General features: G+C 75.5%; 18 protein-coding genes. 11 read left to right on the forward strand and 7 right to left on the reverse strand.

Features of this window, described 5'->3' with window-relative positions; all coding sequences use genetic code 11:
* The first annotated feature begins 217 nt into the window (after nt 1–217).
* The 3 genes from F593_RS22880 (at nt 218) to mgrA (ending at nt 3149) form a co-directional block, all read left to right on the forward strand.
* A complete protein-coding gene (locus tag F593_RS22880; protein WP_022927892.1) occupies nt 218–1618 on the forward strand; it encodes an NAD(P)/FAD-dependent oxidoreductase in 1401 nt (466 codons plus the stop codon).
* Nucleotides 1619–1761: 143 nt separating this feature from the next.
* Nucleotides 1762–2127 (forward strand): cupin domain-containing protein, encoded by a 366-nt coding sequence (locus tag F593_RS22885; RefSeq protein ID WP_022927893.1) that lies wholly within the window; start codon nt 1762–1764, stop codon nt 2125–2127.
* Nucleotides 2124–3149 carry an L-glyceraldehyde 3-phosphate reductase gene (gene mgrA, locus F593_RS0106215; protein WP_022927894.1) on the forward strand — a complete coding sequence of 342 codons (1026 nt, stop codon included), beginning with the start codon at nt 2124–2126 and terminating at the stop codon, nt 3147–3149. The genes F593_RS22885 and mgrA overlap by 4 nt, the downstream gene beginning before the upstream one ends.
* 128 nt (nt 3150–3277) lie before the next feature.
* Here mgrA and F593_RS0106220 read toward each other — a convergent pair whose 3' ends face one another.
* A complete protein-coding gene (locus F593_RS0106220) occupies nt 3278–3721 on the reverse strand; it encodes an Lrp/AsnC family transcriptional regulator (protein WP_022927895.1) in 444 nt (147 codons plus the stop codon).
* 128 nt (nt 3722–3849) lie between these two features.
* Here F593_RS0106220 and F593_RS22890 point away from each other — a divergent pair, with 128 nt between their 5' ends.
* The 3 genes from F593_RS22890 to F593_RS22900 all read left to right on the forward strand — a co-directional run bounded on the left by F593_RS22890 (nt 3850) and on the right by F593_RS22900 (nt 9523).
* Nucleotides 3850–4956: a Leu/Phe/Val dehydrogenase gene (locus tag F593_RS22890; protein ID WP_022927896.1), complete on the forward strand. Its 1107-nt coding sequence runs from the start codon at nt 3850–3852 to the stop codon at nt 4954–4956.
* Nucleotides 4953–8540 (forward strand): indolepyruvate ferredoxin oxidoreductase family protein, encoded by a 3588-nt coding sequence (locus F593_RS22895; RefSeq protein WP_022927897.1) that lies wholly within the window; start codon nt 4953–4955, stop codon nt 8538–8540. The genes F593_RS22890 and F593_RS22895 overlap by 4 nt, the downstream gene beginning before the upstream one ends.
* Before the next feature lie 131 nt (nt 8541–8671).
* The gene (locus F593_RS22900) at nt 8672–9523 is read left to right on the forward strand and encodes a phytoene/squalene synthase family protein (protein ID WP_022927898.1); all 852 of its coding nucleotides are present in this window, start codon (nt 8672–8674) and stop codon (nt 9521–9523) included.
* Nucleotides 9524–9628: 105 nt separating this feature from the next.
* Here the strand turns inward: F593_RS22900 and F593_RS0106240 are convergent, their stop codons facing one another.
* From F593_RS0106240 to F593_RS0106250, 3 genes are all read right to left on the reverse strand, one after another.
* Nucleotides 9629–10867 (reverse strand): TolB family protein, encoded by a 1239-nt coding sequence (locus tag F593_RS0106240; RefSeq protein ID WP_022927899.1) that lies wholly within the window; start codon nt 10865–10867, stop codon nt 9629–9631.
* 84 nt (nt 10868–10951) lie between these two features.
* Nucleotides 10952–12100 carry a TolB-like translocation protein gene (locus tag F593_RS0106245; RefSeq protein WP_022927900.1) on the reverse strand — a complete coding sequence of 383 codons (1149 nt, stop codon included), beginning with the start codon at nt 12098–12100 and terminating at the stop codon, nt 10952–10954.
* 52 nt (nt 12101–12152) lie between these two features.
* Nucleotides 12153–13001: an SDR family oxidoreductase gene (locus F593_RS0106250; protein ID WP_028721483.1), complete on the reverse strand. Its 849-nt coding sequence runs from the start codon at nt 12999–13001 to the stop codon at nt 12153–12155.
* A gap of 228 nt (nt 13002–13229) precedes the next feature.
* On the opposite strand from F593_RS0106250, the gene F593_RS0106255 reads away from it, so the two are divergent.
* The gene (locus F593_RS0106255; RefSeq protein ID WP_022927902.1) at nt 13230–14072 is read left to right on the forward strand and encodes an alpha/beta fold hydrolase; all 843 of its coding nucleotides are present in this window, start codon (nt 13230–13232) and stop codon (nt 14070–14072) included.
* A gap of 113 nt (nt 14073–14185) precedes the next feature.
* Here the strand turns inward: F593_RS0106255 and F593_RS0106260 are convergent, their stop codons facing one another.
* Both F593_RS0106260 and F593_RS0106265 read right to left on the reverse strand, forming a co-directional pair.
* Nucleotides 14186–15232, reverse strand: coding sequence for an iron-siderophore ABC transporter substrate-binding protein (locus tag F593_RS0106260; protein ID WP_022927903.1), 1047 nt, complete (start codon nt 15230–15232; stop codon nt 14186–14188).
* Between the two features lie 90 nt (nt 15233–15322).
* The gene (locus F593_RS0106265; RefSeq protein ID WP_022927904.1) at nt 15323–15949 is read right to left on the reverse strand and encodes a hypothetical protein; all 627 of its coding nucleotides are present in this window, start codon (nt 15947–15949) and stop codon (nt 15323–15325) included.
* 125 nt (nt 15950–16074) lie between these two features.
* Here F593_RS0106265 and F593_RS0106270 point away from each other — a divergent pair, with 125 nt between their 5' ends.
* Together F593_RS0106270 and F593_RS0106275 are read left to right on the forward strand one after the other, a co-directional pair.
* A complete protein-coding gene (locus F593_RS0106270) occupies nt 16075–17781 on the forward strand; it encodes a thiamine pyrophosphate-binding protein (protein WP_022927905.1) in 1707 nt (568 codons plus the stop codon).
* Between the two features lie 105 nt (nt 17782–17886).
* Nucleotides 17887–18675 (forward strand): cyclase family protein, encoded by a 789-nt coding sequence (locus tag F593_RS0106275; protein ID WP_022927906.1) that lies wholly within the window; start codon nt 17887–17889, stop codon nt 18673–18675.
* A gap of 70 nt (nt 18676–18745) precedes the next feature.
* Here F593_RS0106275 and F593_RS0106280 read toward each other — a convergent pair whose 3' ends face one another.
* Entirely contained in the window at nt 18746–19402 is a 657-nt protein-coding gene (locus F593_RS0106280) for an NADPH-dependent F420 reductase (protein WP_022927907.1), read from the reverse strand.
* 123 nt (nt 19403–19525) lie between these two features.
* Here F593_RS0106280 and F593_RS0106285 point away from each other — a divergent pair, with 123 nt between their 5' ends.
* Nucleotides 19526–20527, forward strand: a complete 1002-nt coding sequence (locus tag F593_RS0106285; protein ID WP_022927908.1) for an SDR family NAD(P)-dependent oxidoreductase — start codon at nt 19526–19528, stop codon at nt 20525–20527.
* An 8-nt stretch (nt 20528–20535) separates the two neighbouring features.
* Entirely contained in the window at nt 20536–21282 is a 747-nt protein-coding gene (locus tag F593_RS0106290) for a GNAT family N-acetyltransferase (RefSeq protein ID WP_022927909.1), read from the forward strand.

The following is a 21282-nucleotide window of genomic DNA, read 5'->3' on the forward strand; positions in this document are numbered from 1 at the left end:
CGGCAGGGCAGCATGGGAACGGTCGCTAGCCGGCCGCCGGCGCTCGTCGTGGAGTCGGGGCGTATCGCCCGGCGAGCGAGAACCGCCAGCCCGCCCGCCGTGGGGGCGGTGCGGACCTCGCCGTCCCGGTGTGGCGCCGCGAGGCGGGGTGAAGCACCGCCAGGGCCCGGAACAAAGAGACTGGTAGCGCTATCAGAACCCTGGTAGCGTGCTCCTCATGTCCGGAACCTCCGCGCCCCAGTACGCCGGGATCAGCCTCTGGCTCGAGCAGGCGGGCGACCTCACGCCGCGGCCCGCGCTGCCGGGCCCGACCGACGTCGACATCGCCATCGTGGGCGCCGGGTTCACCGGCCTGTGGAGCGCCTACTACCTGAAGAAGGCCGATCCCTCGCTGCGGATCGCGGTGCTCGAGAAGCACATCGCCTCGTACGGCGCCTCGGGTCGCAACGGCGGCTGGTGCTACGGCCACCTCAACGGGTCCGTCGACGGCTACGCCAAGAACGGCAGCACGCGCGAGGCCGCGCTCGAGATGAAGAAGGAGAACTACCGGACGGTCGACGTGATCGGCGACGTCCTGGTGGAGGAGGGCATCGACGCCGGGTTCGTCAAGGGCGGCGCGCTGAACGTGGCGCGCACCTTCGAGCAGGCGAAGGCGATGCGCGCCGGCGTCGCCGAGGACCGCGCGAAGGGCTTCGACGAGGAGTTCTCGCAGTGGCTGAGCGCCGAGGAGCTCGCGCAGCGCGTCGTCGTCCGCGGCGCCCTGGGCGCGAAGTTCGAGCCCTACTGCGCCCGCGTGCAGCCGGCGAAGCTGGCTCGCGGTCTCGCCGACGTGGTCGAGCGCATGGGCGTGACGATCTACGAGGGCACCGAGGTGACCGGGATCGAGCGCGGCGTCGTGCACACGAAGCGCGGCGACGTCCGCTGCGAGCACGTCGTCCGGGGCACGGAGGGCTACACGCCCCAGATCCCGACGGAGGGCCGGCGGATCCAGCCGATCACCTCGCAGATCATCGCCACGGAGCCGCTCCCGCCCGAGGTCTTCGACGCGCTCGGCGGCTGGGAGGGCGGCGAGGTGTGGGGCGACGCGCTCAACCGCAACGTCTACTGCCAGCGCACCACGGACGACCGCATCGCCATGGGCGGCCGCGGCGGGTTCCAGCCCAAGCAGAAGGGGCTGGACGAGGCCGAGATCCTCGATCCGCGCGTGCACGAGATGCTGCGCGTCGCCCTCGCCGAGATGCTGCCCGCGGCCGCCGACGCGACGATCACCCACTTCTGGGGCGGCGTCTGGGGCGCCACGCGCGACTGGGCGCCGATCGTCGGCCACGAGCCCCAGCGCGGCGTGACGTGGGCCGGCGGCTACGGCGACGGCGTCTGCGCGTCGAACTTCGCGGCGCGCACGATGACCGACCTCATCCTGCGCCGCGACTCCGAGCTCGTCCGCTACCCGTGGATCAACCACCCCTCCCCGGAGTGGCCGCGCGACCCGCTCGTCCGCATCGGCGCCCGCATGGGCGACACGGCCTACGGCCTGGCCGACCGCGTCGCCGCCCGCAAGGGCCGCACCCCGCGCTGGATCGGCGCGATCGACCGCATCACCGGCCTCGGCGCCAAGTAGCCGGCGGCCCGCTCCGCCCCGGGCGCGACCGCGCCCGGGGTGACCGGTCCGGGCCCCGCCCCGGATCGACGTCCGCCCGGCGCGCTGCGCTCTCGGGGCGGACGTCCCTCGTCTTCCTACGCACCCGACACCGACAGGACCCCATGAGCACCCCGAACACGCCCGCCCTGGTCGCCAACCCCGACATGCTCACGCTCGAGCTCAACACGGAGCACGAGCTCGACGACGTCCGCGAGGGCGAGCCGAAGGCGTTCCTCACCGAGCTCTACTCCGACGACGTCGTCGAGAGCGGCGTCTGGGAGGTCACCCCGGGCGAGTTCGCCGGCGACAAGTTCGGCGCCAGCGAGATCATGCTCGTGCTGAAGGGCGAGGCCACGATCACGAGCGAGGACGGCACGACGATCGAGCTGCGCCCCGGCGTCTCGTTCGTCACGCCCGACGGGTGGCGCGGCCGCTGGCAGGTCCGCGAGACCGTCCGCAAGATGTACGTGATCTGGAAGCACGCGTGAGCGACGGCTTCGCCCCCGACCGCTACGAGCAGGCGCCGTACCGGCGGACGGGCAACAGCGGCCTGCTGCTGCCCGCGATCTCGCTCGGGCTCTGGCACAACTTCGGCGACGAGCGGACGATCGAGGACCAGCGCGCGATCCTGCGTCGCGCGTTCGACCTCGGGGTGACGCACTTCGACCTCGCCAACAACTACGGGCCGCCGCCCGGCGCGGCGGAGTCGAACTTCGGCCGGATCCTGCGCGAGGACTTCGCGGGCCACCGCGACGAGCTCGTGATCTCGACGAAGGCCGGCTGGGACATGTGGCCCGGCCCGTACGGCGACGGCGGCTCGCGCAAGTACCTGCTGTCGAGCCTCGACCGCAGCCTGGAGCGGATGGGCGTCGACCACGTCGACGTCTTCTACTCCCACCGCTTCGACCCGACGACGCCGCTCGAGGAGACCATGGGCGCGCTCGACGCGGCCGTGCGGCAGGGCAAGGCGCTCTACGTCGGCATCTCCTCCTACTCGCCGGAGCGCACGCGCCAGGCCGAGGCGATCCTGCGGGACCTCGGCACGCCGCTGCTCATCCACCAGCCGAACTACTCCATGTTCAACCGCCGTCCCGAGCACGGCCTCCTCGACGCGCTGGGCGAGCTCGGCGTGGGCTGCATCGCGTTCTCTCCGCTGGCCCAGGGCCTGCTGACGGACCGCTACCTCGACGGGATCCCCGAGGGCTCGCGCGCGGCCGCCGGCTCCTCCCTGGCCCAGGAATTCCTGAGCGACGAGAACCTCGGCCACATCCGCGCGCTGCACGGCATCGCGCAGGAGCGGGGGCAGTCGCTCGCGCAGATGGCGATCGCGTGGACGCTGCGCGACCCGCGCGTGACCTCGGCGCTCATCGGCGCCTCGAGCGTCCGGCAGCTCGAGGACAGCCTCGCGGCCGTCGAGCGCCTGGAGTTCACGCGGGAGGAGCTCGACGCGATCGAGCCCCACGCCGTCGACGGCGGCATCGACCTGTGGGAGTCCGCCTCCACGGCGTGACCTCGAACCTGCGGGAGTCCGCCGAGGAGGCGTGGCTCCCCGGGAGGACGACGCGCCCCTCGCTGGGATCCGCGCGTCGTCCTCGGTACGCCGGGGCGGCGCGCCTTCCCCCGGGGGCGGCGCGCCGCTCAGTGCGCGCGACGCCACCGGCCGAGGACCATCAGGGTCTTCGTGCCGGTGACGTGGCCCGTCAGGCGCAGGCGGTTGATCACCCGTTGGAGGTGGTCGACGTTCTCCACCCGGATCCGGACGAGCGCGTCGGGGTCGCCGGCGGTGGTGGCGACCTCCTCGACCTCCGGGATCCGCCGGGCGGAGTCCACGATCTCCTGCACGTCGGTGTTGCCCACCACGCGCAGCTCGACGTAGGCCTCGACGGACGGCCCCAGCGCCGCCGGGTCGACGACGACGGTGTAGCCCGTGATGACGCCCTGCTCCTCGAGCCGGTCGATCCGCCGGCGGACGGGCGCGGGGGAGAGGCTGACCTGCGCCGCGATGTCGGTCACCGTCCGGCGCGCGTCCTCGCGCAGGAGCGCCAGGATCCGGCGGTCGACGTCGTCGAGGATCACGGGCATGCCGCGACCGTACCCGGCCGCGCTCGATTCGCGCAAGAGCCCCCGTACGCACGCGCGGTTTCGAGCGCCTTGCGCTCGGAACGAGCGTAGACCTTGCGTGATCGCCGTCACGGGTGTCTCGTACGGTCATGGCAACCACGGTCCGCACCCCCGACGTCGCCGCGGCCCTCACCGCGACCGACGACCAGCCCTTCCGCTCGGAGCAGCTCGTGCTCTGCCGGGACGACGAGACGGGGCTGCGCGCCGCGATCGCCATCGACGACACCACGCTCGGCCCTGCGCTGGGCGGTGTCCGGTACAAGCGCTACGCCGACGATCGCGCGGGGATCGTCGAGGCGCAGAGGCTCGCCGCCGCCATGACCCTCAAGAACGCGGCGGCGGGCCTCCCCTACGGGGGCGGCAAGTCCGTGATCCTCGAGAACGGCGCCGAGCCCGACCGCGACGCCCTGATGGCGGCGTTCGGCCGGTTCGTCGCGCGGCTCGGCGGCCTCTACCTGCCCGGCGTCGACATGGGCACCACCACGGGCGACCTCGCCACGATGGGCACGGCCGGCGCCACCGTCTCGTGCGCGAGCGACGACCCGTCCCCGTGGACGGCGCTCGGCGTCCGCGCCTCCATCCTCGCCGCGGTGCGGCACGTCGACGGCCGGGAGGACCTCGACGGGGTGCGCGTCCTCGTGCAGGGCGCCGGGCACGTGGGCGCCGCGCTGGCCCGCCACGTGGCCGGTGACGGCGCGACGGTGCTCGTCGCCGACGTCGACGACGCCCGCGCGCGTGCGCTGGCCGCCGAGCTGGGCGGCGAGGCCGTGCCCGCCGACGCCGTGATCGGCACGCGCTGCGACGTCTACGCCCCGTGCGCCGTCGCGCGCGTGATCTCGGACGAGACGGTCGACCGCCTCGACTGCCGGATCGTCGCCGGCGCCGCCAACGACACGCTGAGCGACCGGGCCCACGCAGACCGCCTCGCCGCGCGCGGGATCGTCTACGTGCCCGACTTCGTGGCCAACGCCGGCGGCGTCATCCACATCCACGCGCTGCGGGTCGGCTGGGACGAGCCGCGCCTGCGCGCCGCCGTCGAGGCGATCGGCGGCCGCGTCTCCGGGATCCTCGCCGACGCCGACGCGACGGAGGGCACGCCGCTGCTGGCCGCCGAGGCCGTCGCGCTGGCGCGGATCGCCGACGCGCGCGAGCGCCGACGTGCCGGCGTCCCCGGCGAGGAGGCGGTCGGCGCATGAGCACGGTCGCCCCGCTCCGCGACGACGTCACGCTCGACGACAAGTACACGGCGGGCGAGGGGCGCGTGCTCCTCACCGGGATCCAGGCGCTCGTGCGCTCCACGCTGGACCTGCGGCGGATGGACGAGGCCCGCGGCCGCGACACGCGCGTGTTCGTGTCCGGCTACCAGGGCTCCCCGCTCGGCGGGGTCGACCGCGAGATGCACCGCGCGCGCCGCCACCTCGATCCGGCCGGCGTCGTCTTCCGCGCGGGGCTGAACGAGGAGCTCGCCGCCACCGCGGTCTCCGGCACCCAGCTCCTGGGCCAGCTCGACCGCCGGCGCCACGAGGGCGTCACCGGGATCTGGTTCGGCAAGGCCCCGGGCCTCGACCGCGCCGCCGACGCTATCCGCCACGGCAACGTCTCGGGCACCGCCCCGCTCGGCGGCGTCGTGGCGTGGATCGGCGACGACCCGACCGCGAAGTCCTCGACCGTCCCCAGCGCGTCCGAGGCGCTCTGCCGCAGCCTCGTGATGCCGCTGCTGGCCCCCGGCACGGTCGGGGAGATCGTCTCCTTCGGCGTCCACGCCGCCGCGCTCTCCCGCCACGCCGGCCTGTGGGCCGGCCTGAAGATCGTGGCCGACATCGCCGACGCGACCGCCACCATCGAGGTGGGCGACGTGCTCGCCCGCGTGCCCGACCTGCCGGTGCGCGCGGGCCACCACGCGCCCGTCCTGCTCCCGCCGTTCAACCTCGATGCCGAGCTCGACCTCGCCACCGCCCGCCTGGACCGCACCCACGCGTACGTGCGTGCCGCGGGCCTGAACCGCGTCGTCCACGAGCCGTCCCGCCCGCGGATCGCGATCGTCGGGGCCGGGCTCGCGCACCAGGCGGTCCTCCGCGCCCTGACCGAGCTGGGGATCGGCGAGGACGGCTTCGACGCGCTCGGGATCCGGCTCGTGCAGCTCGGGGTGCCGTGGCCGCTGGAGAAGGGCGCCGTCCGCGAGCTCCTCGGCGGCGTCGAGACGGTGCTGGTGGTGGAGGACAAGCTGCCCTTCCTCGAGCCGCTCGTCCGCGACGCGCTCTACCGCACGCCCGACGCCCCCCTCGTACTGGGCAAGGAGGACGCCGAGGGCCGCCCGCTGCTCAGCGCCCGCAGCGGCCTGACCGCGGACGACGTCGCGATCGCCCTGGGCCGCGTCCTGCCCGCCGCCGAGCTCTCCGACGGCACCCGCGCGCGCCTCGAGCGCCTGGCGCGCCAGGCCACGCCCGACCCCGATCCGCTCCCGCGCCGCACCCCGTATTTCTGCTCGGGCTGCCCGCACAACGTCTCGACCGCCGCGCCCGAGGACACGCTCGTCGGCGTCGGCATCGGCTGCCACACGATGGTCGCCCTGGACGAGGGCGGCCACCGCCGCGGCACCCTGCTGGGCATGCCGCAGATGGGCGGCGAGGGCGCGCAGTGGCTCGGCCTGCAGCCGTTCACGGACGACGCGCACATGGTCCAGAACATGGGCGACGGCACGTTCCACCACTCCGGCTCGCTCGCGATCCGCGCGGCGGTGGCCGGCGGGGCGCACATCACCTTCAAGCTGCTCTACAACGACGCCGTCGCGATGACGGGCGGCCAGCACCCGGAGGGCCAGCTCTCCATCCCGGACCTCACGCGCTGGCTGACGCTCGAGGGCGTCGCCCGGGTCGCCGTGACCACGCCGGAGCCCGAGGGCTACCACGGCGTCTCGCTGGCCGATGGCACCGTCGTCCGCCACCGCGACGACCTGCAGGAGGTCGCCGCCGAGCTCGCCACGGTCGAGGGCGTGACGGTGCTGATCCACGACGACCGCTGCGCCACGGAGGAGCGCCGCCTGCGCAAGCGGGGGAAGCTGACCGCGCCGCCGGAGCGGATCGTCATCAACGAGCGCGTCTGCGAGGGCTGCGGCGACTGCGGCGACAAGTCGACCTGCCTCTCCGTGCAGCCCGTCGACACGGAATTCGGCCGCAAGACGCAGATCCATCAGGCGTCCTGCAACCAGGACACCACCTGCCTGAAGGGCGAGTGCCCCTCGTTCCTCACCGTGATCCCCGGGAAGGCGCGCAAGCCCGCCCGGCCGGGTCTCGAGGGCCCGCCTCCCGTCGTGCCCGGCGCGCCGCTGCGGCGCGTGCCCGAGGACGTCCTCATCCGTATCCCGGGGGTGGGCGGCACGGGCGTCGTGACGATCTCGCAGATCCTGCAGATGGCCGCGCACCTCGAGGGCCGGCCGGCCGCCGGGCTCGAGCAGATCGGCCTGGCGCAGAAGGGCGGACCGGTGATCTCCGACGTCCGCATCGGCGCCGTCGGCGCCGCACCGGTCCAGGGCCAGCTGCGCGCGACGGCCGGCACCGCCGACGTCCTCCTCGGATTCGACCTGCTCGGCGCCGCGTCCGCCGACACGCTCGCCACCGCCGATCCGACCCGGACCGTCGCGGTGGTCAGCGTCACGCGCACCCCGACGGCGACGATGGTCACCGACCCGACCGCGGGGTTCGGCTCGAGCCGAACCCCGCTGGCCCGCATCGACGCCGCCACGCGCGCCGAGGACGGCCTGCGGATCGACGCCGGCGGGCTCTCCGAGGCGCTGTTCGGCGACCACATGCCGGCGAACATGCTGCTCGTCGGCGCCGCGTTCCAGCACGGCTGCCTGCCGCTCTCCGCCGACGCCATCGAGCGGGCGATCGCCCTGAACGGCGCCGCGGTCGACGAGAACCTCGCCGCGTTCCGCTGGGGCCGCGCCGCCGCCGCGGACCCGGATGCGGTGCGGGCCGCCGCCGAGGCCCCGAAGGTTGCGGCCGTCGAGCTGCGCCCCGCCGACGACCCGCGCGTGCGGGCGCTCGTCGACCGCGCCGGCATGACGGGCGAGCTCGCCGCCCTCGTGTTGCGGCGCGGCACGGAGCTCGTGGCGTTCCAGGACCTGCGCTGCGCCCGCCGCTACGTCGCCGACGTCGCCCGTGTGGCCGGCGCCGAGCGCGCGGCCACCGGTGCGGAGTCGGGACCGATCGCCAAGGCCTACGCCCAGGGGCTGCACAAGCTGGTCGCCTACAAGGACGAGTACGAGATCGCCCGCCTGCACCTCGACCCCGTCGAGCGCGAGCGCGTCGCCCGCGAGTTCGGTCCGGACGCGCAGGTCAAGGTCATGCTGCAGCCGCCGCTCCTGCGCTCCGTGGGGCTGAACCGCAAGCTCGCCCTGGGCGCCTGGGTGATGCCGGCGTTCTCCGTCCTGCGCCGCGCCCGCCGCCTGCGTGGCACACCGCTGGACCCGTTCGGCCGGGCCGAGGTCCGCCGCGTCGAGCGCGCCCTGCCCGACGAGTACCGCGCCGCGGTCGACGAGGCGCTGGGCCACCTGCGCCCGGAGACCGCCGCGCAGGTCGTGGCGCTGGCGCAGCTCCCCGACGTCGTCCGCGGCTACGAGGACGTGAAGCTCCGCAACGTGGCGCTGTTCCGTGAGCGGACGGCGGCGGCGCTGGAGACGCTGAAGTCGCCGCCGGAGGCGACGGTCGGAGGACCGCTCCTGGCGATCCGGATGGCCGGTGCGGGCGCCGCCCCGAGCGGCACGGGGCCGGGCGCGTAGGCTCGCGGCCGGCCGGGGGTCCGCAGCGGTCTGCCGGTCACGGTGTAGGCCGTAGGCGGCCGACGGTCGTCGGGGCCGGACACCCCGGGTGGTGTCGCCGCGCCGCCCCTGCTGGTAGGAATGGGGCCAGCGTGATCGACCAGGCCCACCACGACCTCGCCGTTCGCGCGGCCTACGAGCGCTGCCGGCGCATGCAGCGCCGGCACGACCCCACCTTCTTCCTCGCCACCTCGCGCCTGCCGCGATCGAGCCGGCCCGCCGTGCACGCGCTCTACGGCTTCCTCCGCGGGGCGGACGAGATCGTCGACGGCCGCGACCGGCTGTCTGGACCGGAGCAGCGGCGCGCCGCGCTCGACGGCTGGCAGGCGGCGCTCGAGCAGGGCGTGCAGCAGGGCCGTAGCTCGCACCCCGTGCTCGCCGCCCTGGCCGACGCCGGCGCCCGCCACGGCCTGCCGCTGCACCTGCTCGACACGTACATGGCCTCCATGCGGGTGGACTGCGACGACCGGGTGCGGATCCCCGACGACGCGTCGCTGGACCGCTACATGAACGGCAGCGCCGCGACGGTCGGGCGCCTCATGGCCCCGCTCCTCGGCGCTCGGCCGGGCGGGGAGGAGCCGCTCGCCCGCCTCGGTGTGGCGTTCCAGCTCACGAACTTCGTCCGCGACGTGCGCGAGGACTGGGAGATGGACCGCGTCTACCTCCCCGGCCTCGACGAGGGCGCCCTCGCCCGCGGCGAGGCGACGCGGGAGATCCGCGAGCGCATCGCCCGCGACGTCGCCCGCGCCCGCGAGCTCTTCGCCACCTCGCTCGAGGCCGAGGCCCACGTGCCGGCGTCCATGCGCCGCGGCATGCGCGTGGCCCGCGCGATCTACGGCCGGGTGCTGGACCGCGTGGAGCGCGTCGAGTTCGACGTGCTCACGCGCCGCACCGGCCTGGGCCCGTGGGACATCGCCCACGCGGGCGCCGTCGCGCTGCGCTGAGGCCGGCGCGGGTTCGACCGGACGGCGGCCTCCCTGCCGTCACCGCGACGCCGGCCGACGGTGTGGGCTCGCGGGCGGAGGATCGGGGACCGCTGGTCCCACCGCCTAGGGAGCCGCGGGGTACGGCGTTGCGACGGCGATGGCGCCGAAGGCCGAGGCGAGGACCGGGCCCAGGGACCCGTTCGGACCGACGAGGTGCACCGTCACGTTCCAGTCCGCCGGCGTGCGCGGCTCGTCGATACGCGACGGGCTGCGGCGCTCCGCGACCGTCCGGGCGACCGCGGCTCGGCCGTCCGCGAGCGTCCCGAGGTACTCGTCGCGCACGCCACCATCGATGAGGACGTCGTTGGCCAGGGTGAGTCCCCACGGCGAGATCGTCCCGGACGGCGTCACCCGCACGAGCTCGTCCACCAGCGAGTCCTCCGCGGTGCCCCGGTAGACCGAGCGGACCCCGATCGGCTCGCCGGACGGCGAGTCCGACGCCAGCACGAACGGGAGGATGGTCCGCCGGGAGACCGGCAAGGCGGCCACGGTGCGCCGCCGTCCGTCCGCGCCGAGAAGCCGGGTGGAGCTGCGGGTGAACCGCGCGTCCTGCAGGTCCTCGGCGAACGCCACCGACAGGGTCGTCCACGCGAGGCCGCGAGCGGTCCACACGGGATTCACGGTGAGGGTGCCCCGACGCCCCGACCGCCGCTCGCGTTCGACGGTGCGCTCGCGCCCCGTACCGTCGCCCACGACGAGGTTCGACGCCTCGGGAGCGGGCCCTTGGGGCCGTCGGCCGGCCTGTGCCCTGACGTACGCGAACCGGAGCCCGTCCGGGGCCCACGTCGCGCCGTACCTGCCCCGCACGTTCCGGGCGACGCCCCGGCACGGCGTCTGGGCCGCGACGTCGCAGAGGCGGATCGTGTCGCCGACCAGCAGCGCCCGCTGCCCGTCCGGCGACCAGCTGACGATCTCGTGCGAGCTGTTGCGCGCCAGGGTGCGTAGCGGGCCACCGGCGGTGAGGTCCGCCACACGGACGGCGCGAATGAGGTCGGACGCCGTCGAGAGGCTCTCGAAGCGCGACGTCACGAGCGCCAGGCGCCGGCCGTCCGCGCTGAGCGTCAGGGAGTCCAGATCCCGCTCGCTCCGCAGGCGGGCGACCACCCGCCGCCCGGCGCCGTCGGGGCCGGCGACGAGGACGTCGCGGCCGGACGACCAGGCGACGAGCGCCGGCGGACCGGCCACGGTGGGGGTGGCGACCGCGTCGGGCGCGGCGCGGGCCGTGGCCGGGAGGGCGACGCAGGCGAGGCAGGCCGAGGCGGCCACGAGGGCACGCCGGGGGACGGGACGGGACACGCGCACGGGGCCCACCCTAGTCGCCGGACACCGCCTGCCGGGAGCGCACGCTGCGGGGCACGCCCCGACCCGGGTGACCGGCGTCGGGTCTCAGAAGTCGATGGCCTCGTTCGGGTGGGCCGTCGCCACGGCGACGGCGCTGCCGGCGGCCAGCGGCGGACCCAGCGGGCCCCCGGGCGACACGACGTGCACGGACGTCGTGTCGCGCCCATCCTTGGTCCGCTCGCGGGCAACGGCGATGCGGCCGTCCGCCAGCGCGCCGAGGTACTCGTCGCCGGTCGACCCGGCTTGGTCCGCGTTCGCGAGCTCCGCTCCCCACGGCCGGACCACGCCCGACGGGGACAGACGCATGACGCGCGTCGAGGACCGGATGGCGTCGTCGGCGGTCACCCGGTACTGCAGGCCGATGAGGTCGCCGCCGGGGGCGTCCGAGACGAGGGTGAACGGCACGAGCGCCGCGCCGGCCCGGTCGGCCGCGGTGATCGTGCGCACCCGGCCGTCCGGGGCCAGGAGCCGCGTGGCGGTGCGCGTGATGCGGTCGTCCATCCACTGCGACGTCCACGCGGACCACGCCAGCCCGCGCGCGGTCCAGACGGGACTCACGGGGGACGTCAGACGGGCGCCGCGGAGCACCGTCCGCTCCAGGACGTGCTCCTTGCCCGCGGCGTCCTGCCGCACGACGTCCCCGACGTTGCTCCCCGTCTTCTCGGCGAGGGGGCTCGAGCGGAGGTAGGCGAACTGGGTGCCGTCGGGCGACCACGTCGCGCCGTACTCGTCGGCGGCGCGGCTCGCGACCTTCCGGCACGGCGTCTGGGCGGCGACGTCGCACAGGCGGACCGTCCCGCCCACGAGGAGCAGGCGGCTCCCGTCCGGCGACCACCGGGGGATGCTCAGGTTCCTCCCCCGGGCCAGCGTCCGAAGCGGGCCGCCGGCGGTCAGGTCCGCGACCTTCACGGATTCCTCCGTCATGATCGCGAGCCGGCGCCCGTCGCGGCTGAGGGTGAGGTCCGCCTGGTGGCCGCGGGCCAACCGGGCGACGACCCGGCGGCCCACGCCGTCCGGCCCGGCGACGGACACGCTGCGGCCCGCCGTCCAGGCCACGAGCGCGGGCGGGCCGGCCACGGTGGGGGAGGCCACCGCGTCGGGCGCGGCCCGCGCCGCGGTGGGCAGGGCGACGCCGGCCAGGACGACGGAGGCGGCCACGAGGGCACGCCGGGGGACGGGACGGGGAGCACGCACGCGGCCACCCTAGCCCCGCGCGCGGCGGCCGGGCCGCCGCGCGCGGACCCGCTCAGCCCAGGGCGGGCGGGTTCGCCTGGTCGACGAACAGGTCGACCGCCAGCTCGGCGTCCGCGCCCGCGTGGGCGTAGGCGCTGAGGTCGGTGACGCCGGCGGACACGAGGACGTCCTCGCAGAGCAGCTCCTGGCCCGTGTACTCGCGGCTGGGCTGGGTGAGCACGTGGTAGGCGGCGTCGGCGTAGACGTCGGGCGTGCGGGCGCGGCGCATGGCCTCGTCGCCGCCGAGCAGGTTCTGCACCGCGGCGGTGGCCACGAGCGTGCGGGGCCAGAGGGCGTTGGAGGCCACGCCGTCCTCGCGCAGCTCCTCCGCCAGGCCGAGCGCCACGAGCGTCATGCCGTACTTGGCGATCGTGTAGGCCGTGTGCGGGGCGAGCCACTTCTTCTCGAGCGAGATCGGCGGCGACAGGGTGAGCACGTGCGGGTTGACGCCCTTGCGCAGGTGCGGCGCGCACGCCTTGGAGACCGCGAAGGTGCCGCGCACGTTGATGTCCTGCATCAGGTCGTAGCGCTTCATGTCGAGCTCGTCGATCGACGAGAGGTTGATCGCGCTCGCGTTGTTCACGCAGATGTCGATGCCACCGAAGCGCTCGACGGTCTGCGCGACGGCGGCCTCGACCTGGGCCTCGTCGCGGATGTCGCCGACGATCGGCAGCGCCTGGCCGCCGGCCTCCTCGATCGCCTTCGCGGCGGTGTAGACCGTGCCCTCGAGCTTCGGGTGCGGCTCCGCGGTCTTCGCGATCAGCGCGACGTTCGCGCCGTCCCGCGCGGCCCGCAGGGCGATCGCGAGGCCGATGCCCCGGCTCGCGCCCGAGATGAAGATGGTCCTGCCCTTGAGATCCAGGTCGCTCATGCGCTCTCTCCTCCGTGTCGGATGCCGGGGAGACTGACGCACCCGCGCTCCCGGTGACGGCTGGTCGGCCAGCCAGCCGAATTTCGCGGGGGCGCCCCGGCCGTAGGCTGTTGCTGCTCGCCCGGCCGCGCCGGCGCATCCGCCGCGGTCGTCGCGAGCGTTCCCCCGACAGGCGCGGTCGTCCCCGGCCGCCGCCACCCGAACCCGAGGAAGAGCCCCATGGCGCGTCTCACCGTCGACACCGAGAACGGCACCCCCGTCGAGCTGTACTACGAGGACCACGGCCCGCGCGAGGGCGCGCCCGTCGTGCTGATCCACGGCTGGCCGCTCTCCGGCCGCTCCTGGGAGGCGCAGGTCCCCGCGCTGATCGAGGCCGGCCACCGCGTCGTGACCTACGACCGCCGCGGCTTCGGCGACTCCTCGCAGCCGTGGGGTGGGTACGACTACGACCGGTTCACGGCCGACCTCGACGCGCTGCTGCAGCACCTCGACCTGCGGGGCGTCACGCTGGTCGGCTTCTCCATGGGCGGCGGCGAGGTCGTCCGCTACATCGCGCGCTACGGCACCGACCGGATCGCGAAGGCCGTGCTGGCCGCCGCGGTGCCGCCGTACCTCTACAAGTCCGACGACAACCCCGACGGCGGGCTCGACGACGCGACGATCGCGAGCTTCGAGGCGGGCGTGAAGGGCGACCGCCTCGCGTTCCTCGACGGGTTCACCACCGCGTTCTTCGCCGCCGGGGACAAGACGGACCTCGTCTCCGAGCCGCAGCGCGAGTACGCGAAGCAGATCGCCGCCTTCGCCTCGCCGAAGGGCACCCTGGACTGCATCGCGGCGTTCGGGCGGACCGACTTCCGCGGCGACGTGGCGAAGGTCACCGTGCCGACGCTCGTCATTCACGGCGACTCCGACGGCACGGTGCCCTTCGAGGTCTCGGGCAAGCGCGCCGCCGAACTCATCGATGGCGCGGAGCTCGTCGTGATCGAGGGCGGTCCGCACGGGCTGAACACCACGCACCCCGAGGAGTTCAACCGGGCGCTCCTCGGGTTCCTCGCGCGCTGAGCGCCCCGCGCGGCACTGACACCGCGGGGCGTCCGGGGCGGGGCGGCCTTTCCGGCGCCCCGCGCGGCGTGCGGCCGGGCCTGAACGCCGGCGGCCGGGCCGCCCCGCCGCCTCTAGCGGGCGGCCGCCGCCGGGACCTTCGTGGCCGGGTCGCCGTCGGCGGCGGCCCGCAGCTGCGGGAGGAACCGCTCCACGGCGTAGGGGATGGAGAGCGGACTGGAGAAGCCGAGCGCGTTGGCCAGGTCGCCCGACTCGTCGAGGTAGACCACGCGGCCCTCCTTCACGACGTCGAGGGCGGCGAACGCCGGCTGCCTCTCGAGCTCGGCCTGCTTCCCGTAGATCACGAGCACGTCGGCGTCGAGCAGATCCAGGCGCTCCTGGCTGATCGACGCGTAGAACTGCTTCCCGGCCAGGTCGTCGATCGCCTTCGGGGTCGTGAAGCCCAACGACGTGAACAGCCGGGTGCGCAGATCGGCCGACGCGAAGGCGGAGAACTCCTTGCCGCCCGACGCCAGGACGAGCGTCCTGTCCGAGAAGTCCTCGACACCCTTCGCCTCGGCGAGGTCGGCTTCCACGTCGGCGACGACCTCCTTCGCCCGCGCGGTGCGGCCGAGCGCCTGGCCCGTCGCCCTGGCCTGCTCGGGCCACGGCACGCCGAAGTCGACGTGGTCGGCGGTCTGGGCGACGGTCGGGGCGATCTGGGAGAGGCGGTCGTACTCGTCCTTCGTCATCCCGGAGTAGATCCCGAGGATGAGGTCCGGGCGCAGCGAGGCGATCCGCTCGAGGTTGAGCTCCTCGGCCCCGACCAGCTCGGGCCGGGCGCCCTTCAGCGACGCCTGGGCCCACGGGCGCCTCGTGATGTCGATGCCGGCCTGGAACTGGCGCGCCCCGACGGGGACGACACCGAGGGCGAGCGCGAAGTCCTGGTCGTTGTAGCCGACGGCGACCACGCGCTCCGGGGCCTTCGGGACCGTCGTGGTGCCGTACTTGTGCGTCACCTTGGCGGGGAAGGCGTCGGTGGCGCCAGGCGCCGCCGTGCCCTTCGTCGTCGTCGCCTCGTCGTCGGAGCCGCCGCCGCAAGCGGCGAGGATCAGACCGCTCAGCAACGCGGCGAGGGCGAGGAGGAGGTGGGGGAGGAGACGTCGGCGATGCGGGGACACGGGGGCTCCGGGGGGAAGGAGGGCTAGGTCGGTAGGGCACCCTAACGTCCTCCCCGACCGGTGCGCCGCGACGTCGCCGCGCGCCGCGCCTCAGGAGCCGGCGAGCCTCAGGGCGAAGCGCCGCAGGTCCTCGCGGCCCGTGCCGACCACCGGCTCGCCGTGGGCGAGCAGCAGGTGGTCGAACTCGAGCTCGTCGCAGGCGCGGGCGAACGCCTGGCCCAGGCCGCGTCGGACCCCGTCCGGGTCGTCGCCCAGCAGGTGATCGGGGAACGTGGCGAGGGGCCCGTCGCCGTCGCGCATCACGCCGTCGGCGACCGCGAGGGCGCGCAGGCCGGGGTGGTGCACGGCGAACTCGTCGGGGGAGAGGGCTCCGATCTCGACGGCGCGCAGGCCTCCGGGCAGCTCGTCGCCGTCGGCGTAGGGGCGCAGGTCGAGGTCGACGCCCTCGAGGTCCCACATCCCCGCCTGCGGCACGTGCACGGGCAGCCGGCCGCCGCCGATGTCGCCCGCGCTGCGCAGGTGGTGGCGGTTGGTCAGCACGATGGCGGTCGGCTCCACGTCTGAGAGCACGGCGTCGTCCTGCGGCAGCAGCGGATTGAGCAGCACGCCGCTCTCGACGAGGGCGTAGGACGAGACGGCCATGCCGATGCCGGGGTGGCGCGCCGTCCAGTGGCGCAGCCCGGCGGGGAGGGGCTGGGTCGTCGAATCGGTCGGCATGCGGGGACCTCCGTCGGTCGGGTGGGGGACGTCCCCATCTTGCCCGCCCCGGCCACGGACCCCGCGCGGCCGGGCCGACGAGATCCCCCGGGTGGCGGGCGATGCCGCCTATGATCGCGCCACCCGTGAGCGCCGCCGCCCGCCAGCCCACCGTCGCCGACGTGGTCGGCACCACGCTGGCGGCCCTCGGGGTCGAGGTCGTCTTCGGGCTGATGGGCAGCGGCAACCTCGTCGCGACGAACGCACTCGTGGCGGGCGGGGCCCGCGCCGTGACCGCCCGGCACGAGGGCGGCGCCGTCGCGATGGCCGACGGCTACGGCCGCACGACGGGCCGCCTCGCCGTCGCCAGCGTGCACCAGGGCCCGGGCCTGACCAACGCGATCACCGCCCTCGGCGAGGCCGCGAAGGCCCGCACCCCGCTGCTCGTGCTCGCCGGCGACACGCCCGCCGCGGCGCTGCGCTCGAACTTCCGCATCGACCAGCACGACCTCGTGACCTCCGTCGGGGCGATCGCGGAGCGGGTGTACGACGCCGGGTCCGCGGCCGCCGACGCGGAGCGCGCCCTGCGGCGGGCGCTCGTGGAACGGCGTCCGGTCGTGCTGAACCTGGCCGTCGACCTTCAGGCGCAGCCCGCGCGGCACGGCCAGCCCGCCCCGGGTTCCCCCGCCTCGTCGGTCCCCGCGGCGTCGCGCCTCGTTGCGCCGGCCGTGCCCCTGCCGCACCCCGCGCCGGCGGCGGTCGCTGCAGCGGCGGACCTGCTCGCCCGGGCCGAGCGGCCCGTGATCCTCGCGGGTCGCGGGGCCGTGCTCTCCGACGCCGGGGACCCGCTCGAGGCGCTGGGCGAGCACGCCGGCGCGCTCCTGGCGACCTCCGCCATGGCACACGGCCTGTTCGCCGGGCGGCCCTGCGCGCTGGGGATCGCGGGCGGGTTCGCCACGCCGCTGGCCGCCGAGCTGCTGCCGCAGGCCGACGTCGTCCTGGCCGTCGGCGCCGGGCTCAACGGCTGGACCACCCGCCACGGCGCCCTGCTCGCCGACGACGTCCGGGTGATCCGCGTCGACGTCGAGGCGGGAGCGCTGGACGCCCACGTCGACCCGGCCGTAGCGGTCCTCGGGGACGCCGCCGCGACGGCCCGCGCGCTCCTGGCCGCGCTGCGGGAGCGCGCCCCGGCGGTGACGGGATGGCGCACCCCCGAGCGGGCGAGCGAGATCGCGGCGCGGCGCTGGCGGGACGAGGGCTGGGAGGACCGCGACGCGGAGGGGTCGATCGACCCGCGCACCCTGACCGTCGCGCTCGACGACGCGCTGCCCGCGGAGCGGACCGTCGTGGTCGACTCCGGGCACCTCACGGGCTGGCCGTCGATGTACCTCGGCGTGCCGGATGCGCGCTCGTTCGTGTTCGTCAACGCGTTCCAGGCCGTCGGGCTGGGCCTGGGTGCCGCCATCGGCGCGGCGGTCGGCGCGCCGGAGCGGCTGACGGTCGCGGCGGTGGGGGACGGCGGGCTGTTCCTCGCCCTGCCCGAGCTCGACACCGCCGCGCGGCTGGGCCTGCGGCTGCTGATCGTGGTCTACGACGACGCGGCCTACGGCGCCGAGGTGCACCACTTCGCCCCGGGCGGGCACGACGTCGCGCTGGCCCGGTTCCCCGACGCCGACCTCGCCGCGATCGCGCGCGCCGCCGGGATGGCGGCCGCCACGGTCCGCCGGCCCTCCGACCTCGACGCGCTCACGGACTGGCTCGCCGACGGCGCGGCCGGACCGCTGCTGCTCGACGCCAAGGTCGACCCCACCGTCTGCGCCGACTGGCTCGCCGAGGCGTTCCGCGGTGGCTGAGCCGCCGCACCGCGCCCGACCACCGGCGCGCCTCCGTCGTCCTTCCCGTCCGTCCGCATCGCCGTCCGCCCGACCCGTCCGCCCGATCACCCAGCCCGGAGCCGCATGTCCGCCACCCCGTCCGATCCCCTCCCCGCCGTCCTGCAGGCGCTCGCCAGCGGCGCCGTGCGCGTCGTCGACCTGACGCAGCCCCTGAGCGAGTCGACGCCCGTGCTGCGGCTGCCGGAGCCGTTCGTCAACACGCCCGGCCTGACCCGCCGGCGGCTCAGCCGCTACGACGACGCCGGGCCCGCGTGGGCGTGGGACGTCCTCGAGATCGGCGAGCACGTGGGCACCCACCTCGACGCGCCGATCCACTGGATCACGGGCCGCGACGGCGCGGACGTCGCGTCCGTTCCGCCCGGGCGCCTCGTCGGGCCGGCCGTCGTGATCGACCGCAGCGCGGAGTGCGCCGCGGACCCGGGCTACCTGCTGACCGTGGGGGACATCGAGGCGTGGGAGGCCGACCACGGCCGGATCCCGGACGGCGCGTGGGTCCTGTTCCGCTCGGGGTGGGACGCCCGCGCCGACGACGAGGAGGCGTTCCTGAACGCCGGGCCCGACGGACCGGTCACGCCGGGGCCGGACGTCGAGGCGGCCCGGTTCCTCGCGAGCGAGCGGGGGATCGTCGGGTTCGGCGTCGAGACCGTCGGCATCGACGCGGGCGCCGCGGGCGGGTTCGACCCCGGCTTCCCCGTCCACCACTACGTGCTCGGCGCGGGTCGCTACGGCCTCACGCAGCTCGCGAACCTCGCCGAGCTGCCGCCGACCGGGGCGCTCGTCGTCGTGGCGCCGCTGCGCCTGGTCGGCGGGACCGGCAGCCCGGCGCGCGTGCTCGCCCTCGTGGCGGGCTGACCGGGGCGCCGGGATCGCCGTCCGCCAAGCCCTCCGTCCGGTCGGACACCGGGCCGGCGGGCGGCTCCGGCTAGTCCTGGAACTGGGCCGGGCGGACCGGCTGCTGCTCGCGGATCGCCCGCTCGAGGTCTTCGCGCTTGAGGTCGGTCCCGTAGGCCGCGGTGTCGGGCTCCTGGCGCCACGACTCCGAGAGCGGGCCCGCGTCGACCGCGTCGAACCCCAGGTCCTCGATGAGCTGGACGACCGTGCTCTTCGCCGTCAGGTCGTCGCCCGCGACGGGCAGGGCGAAGCGCGCCGGATCCTCGGCCTCGCGGCCGTGCTCGGCCAGGTGCTGCGCGCCGATGTTGTTGAACGCCTTGACGACGGGGTGGCCGATCTGACGGGCGACCCACGCGCTCGACGTCTCGCCGCCGTCGATCTCGGCGATCCGACCGTCGCGCTGCACGTAGTAGTTGCACGTGTCGACGACGGCGACGTTCGGCGCGGCGCCGCCGAGCAGCCCCTGCGGCAGGTCGGGCACGTTCTTCAGCGGGATCGTGACGACGACGAGGTCGCGGTCCTGCGCGGCCTGCGAGACGTCGACGGCGGTCGCGCCGGTGGTGCGCGCGAGGTCCTGCAGCGTCTCCGGGCCGCGCGAGTTGGCGACGACGACGTCGTGGCCGAGCTCCGCGAACCTGCGGGTGAGCGTGCCGCCGATGTGGCCCGCGCCGATGATGCCGATCTTCATGGGTGCTCCGGGGGTCGAGGGTTCGAGTCCGACGGACCCTACGGGGCGCGCACCGAGACCCGATGACCAGGGGGATCCGCCGTGCCTGCCGGGTCCGGCGCGGTCGTCTGGCAGGGTCGGGGGATGGCCAGCACTCCGCAGCACCCCCTCCCCTCGGGCTTCGGCGCCCGCACCACGGCCCGCGAGGTCCTCGAGGGCATCGACCTCTCCGGCAGGCTCGCCGTCGTCACCGGGGGCTACTCCGGGCTGGGGCTCGAGACCGTCCGCGCGCTGGCGCACGCCGGGGCGCACGTCGTCGTCCCCGCCCGCCGGCGGGAGCACGCGGAGCAGACCCTCGCCGAGGTCGCGCGCGAGGGGGAGGGCGTCGACGGCTTCGGTGCGGTCGAGGTCGACGGCATGGACCTGGGCGACCTGGGGAGCGTCCGCGCGTTCGCCGACCGCTTCGCGGTCTCGCGCCGGTCCATCGACCTGCTCATCAACAACGCCGCCGTCATGGCGAACCCCGAGACGCGGGTCGGTCCCGGGTGGGAGTCGCAGTTCGCCACGAACCACCTGGGCCACTACGCGCTCACGAACCTGCTCTGGCCCGCGCTGGCGACGGGCGACGGCGCCCGGGTCGTCGCGCTCTCGTCGACGGGCCACAAGCTCTCGCCGATCCGCTGGGACGACGTCATGTGGGAGCACGGCTACGACAAGTGGCAGGCCTACGGGCAGGCCAAGACCGCAAACAGCCTCTTCGCCGTGCACCTCGATGCGCGCGGCCAGGACGAGGGCGTGCGCGCCTTCGCCGCGCACCCGGGCGGCATCATGACCCCGCTGCAGCGCCACCTCCCGCGCGAGGAGATGATCGCCAACGGCTGGATGGACGAGGAGGGCAACGTGGACGAGCGCTTCAAGACCCCGGAGCAGGGCGCGTCGACGTCGACCTGGGCGGCGACCTCGCCGCAGCTCGACGGGATGGGCGGCGTCTACTGCGAGGACTGCGACATCGCGGAGCCGACGGACGTCGGCGGGCCGACCGAGCGGACGTCCGGCGTCGACGCCCACGCGATCGACCCCGAGCAGGCCGCCCGGCTCTGGACGCTGTCGGCCGAGCTGACCGGCCTCGACGCGCTGCGCCGCTGAGCGGACCGATGCTGGCCGCGGTCCAGGCGTACCTGCGGGCCGCGGCGGGCTCGGGCCGGACGGTCGAGATGGCGGGCCCGTTCGCGGTGCTGCTGCACCCGGGCACGGCGATGCCCCACGCGAGCTACGCGATCCCGCACGCCGGGGCCGAGCCGACCGCGGCGGACGTCGCGCTGCTGCTCGCGGCGTTCCGGCGCGCCCACCGGACGCCCCGGCTGGAGTACCTGCCCGCGTTGGCGCCCGCCGTCGAGGAGGCGGTGACGGACCACGGGTTCGCCGTCGAGGGCCGGCTCGACCTCATGGCCTGCCGCCCGGCGGACGCCCGGCCCGTGCCGGCGGGGGAGGGCGTGACGCTGCACGACGTCGACCCGGCCGCGGACCCGGCGGCCGCCGAGGATCTCGTCCGCGTGCAGCACGAGGCGTTCGGCGAGCGGCCGACGCCGTCGGAGGTGGGGGCGTCCGTCGCCCGGATGTCGACCCCCGCGGTGCTCGCCCGGGTGGACGGGCAGCCGGCCGGGGGTGGCGCGTGCCTCGAGATCCGGGGCGGCACGACCGAGGTCGTCGGGATCGGCACGCTCCCCGCGTTCCGCGGGCGCGGCGTGGCGGCGGCGGTCACCGCCCGTCTCGTGCAGCGCGCGTTCGCGGCGGGCGCCGAGATCGCCGTACTCACGCCGGGCGACGAGGCGACGGGCCGCATCTACGCCCGCTGCGGCTTCTCCGTCCGCGGCGAGATGCTGCACCTGCGGGCCGCCTGA

Source organism: Patulibacter americanus DSM 16676 (assembly GCF_000420025.1).
GTDB classification, from domain to species: Bacteria; Actinomycetota; Thermoleophilia; order Solirubrobacterales; family Solirubrobacteraceae; genus Patulibacter; species Patulibacter americanus.

Coding starts and splice junctions, on each gene's coding strand:
- F593_RS0106290 (WP_022927909.1), top strand. CDS start 20,536: ATGCTGGCCGCGGTCCAGGCGTACCTGCGGGCCGCGGCGGGCTCGGGC.
- F593_RS0106255 (WP_022927902.1), top strand. CDS start 13,230: ATGGCGCGTCTCACCGTCGACACCGAGAACGGCACCCCCGTCGAGCTG.
- F593_RS22890 (WP_022927896.1), top strand. CDS start 3,850: ATGGCAACCACGGTCCGCACCCCCGACGTCGCCGCGGCCCTCACCGCG.
- F593_RS0106275 (WP_022927906.1), top strand. CDS start 17,887: ATGTCCGCCACCCCGTCCGATCCCCTCCCCGCCGTCCTGCAGGCGCTC.
- F593_RS0106265 (WP_022927904.1), bottom strand. CDS start 15,949: ATGCCGACCGATTCGACGACCCAGCCCCTCCCCGCCGGGCTGCGCCAC.
- F593_RS0106280 (WP_022927907.1), bottom strand. CDS start 19,402: ATGAAGATCGGCATCATCGGCGCGGGCCACATCGGCGGCACGCTCACC.
- F593_RS0106220 (WP_022927895.1), bottom strand. CDS start 3,721: ATGCCCGTGATCCTCGACGACGTCGACCGCCGGATCCTGGCGCTCCTG.
- F593_RS0106285 (WP_022927908.1), top strand. CDS start 19,526: ATGGCCAGCACTCCGCAGCACCCCCTCCCCTCGGGCTTCGGCGCCCGC.
- F593_RS22880 (WP_022927892.1), top strand. CDS start 218: ATGTCCGGAACCTCCGCGCCCCAGTACGCCGGGATCAGCCTCTGGCTC.
- F593_RS22895 (WP_022927897.1), top strand. CDS start 4,953: ATGAGCACGGTCGCCCCGCTCCGCGACGACGTCACGCTCGACGACAAG.
- F593_RS22885 (WP_022927893.1), top strand. CDS start 1,762: ATGAGCACCCCGAACACGCCCGCCCTGGTCGCCAACCCCGACATGCTC.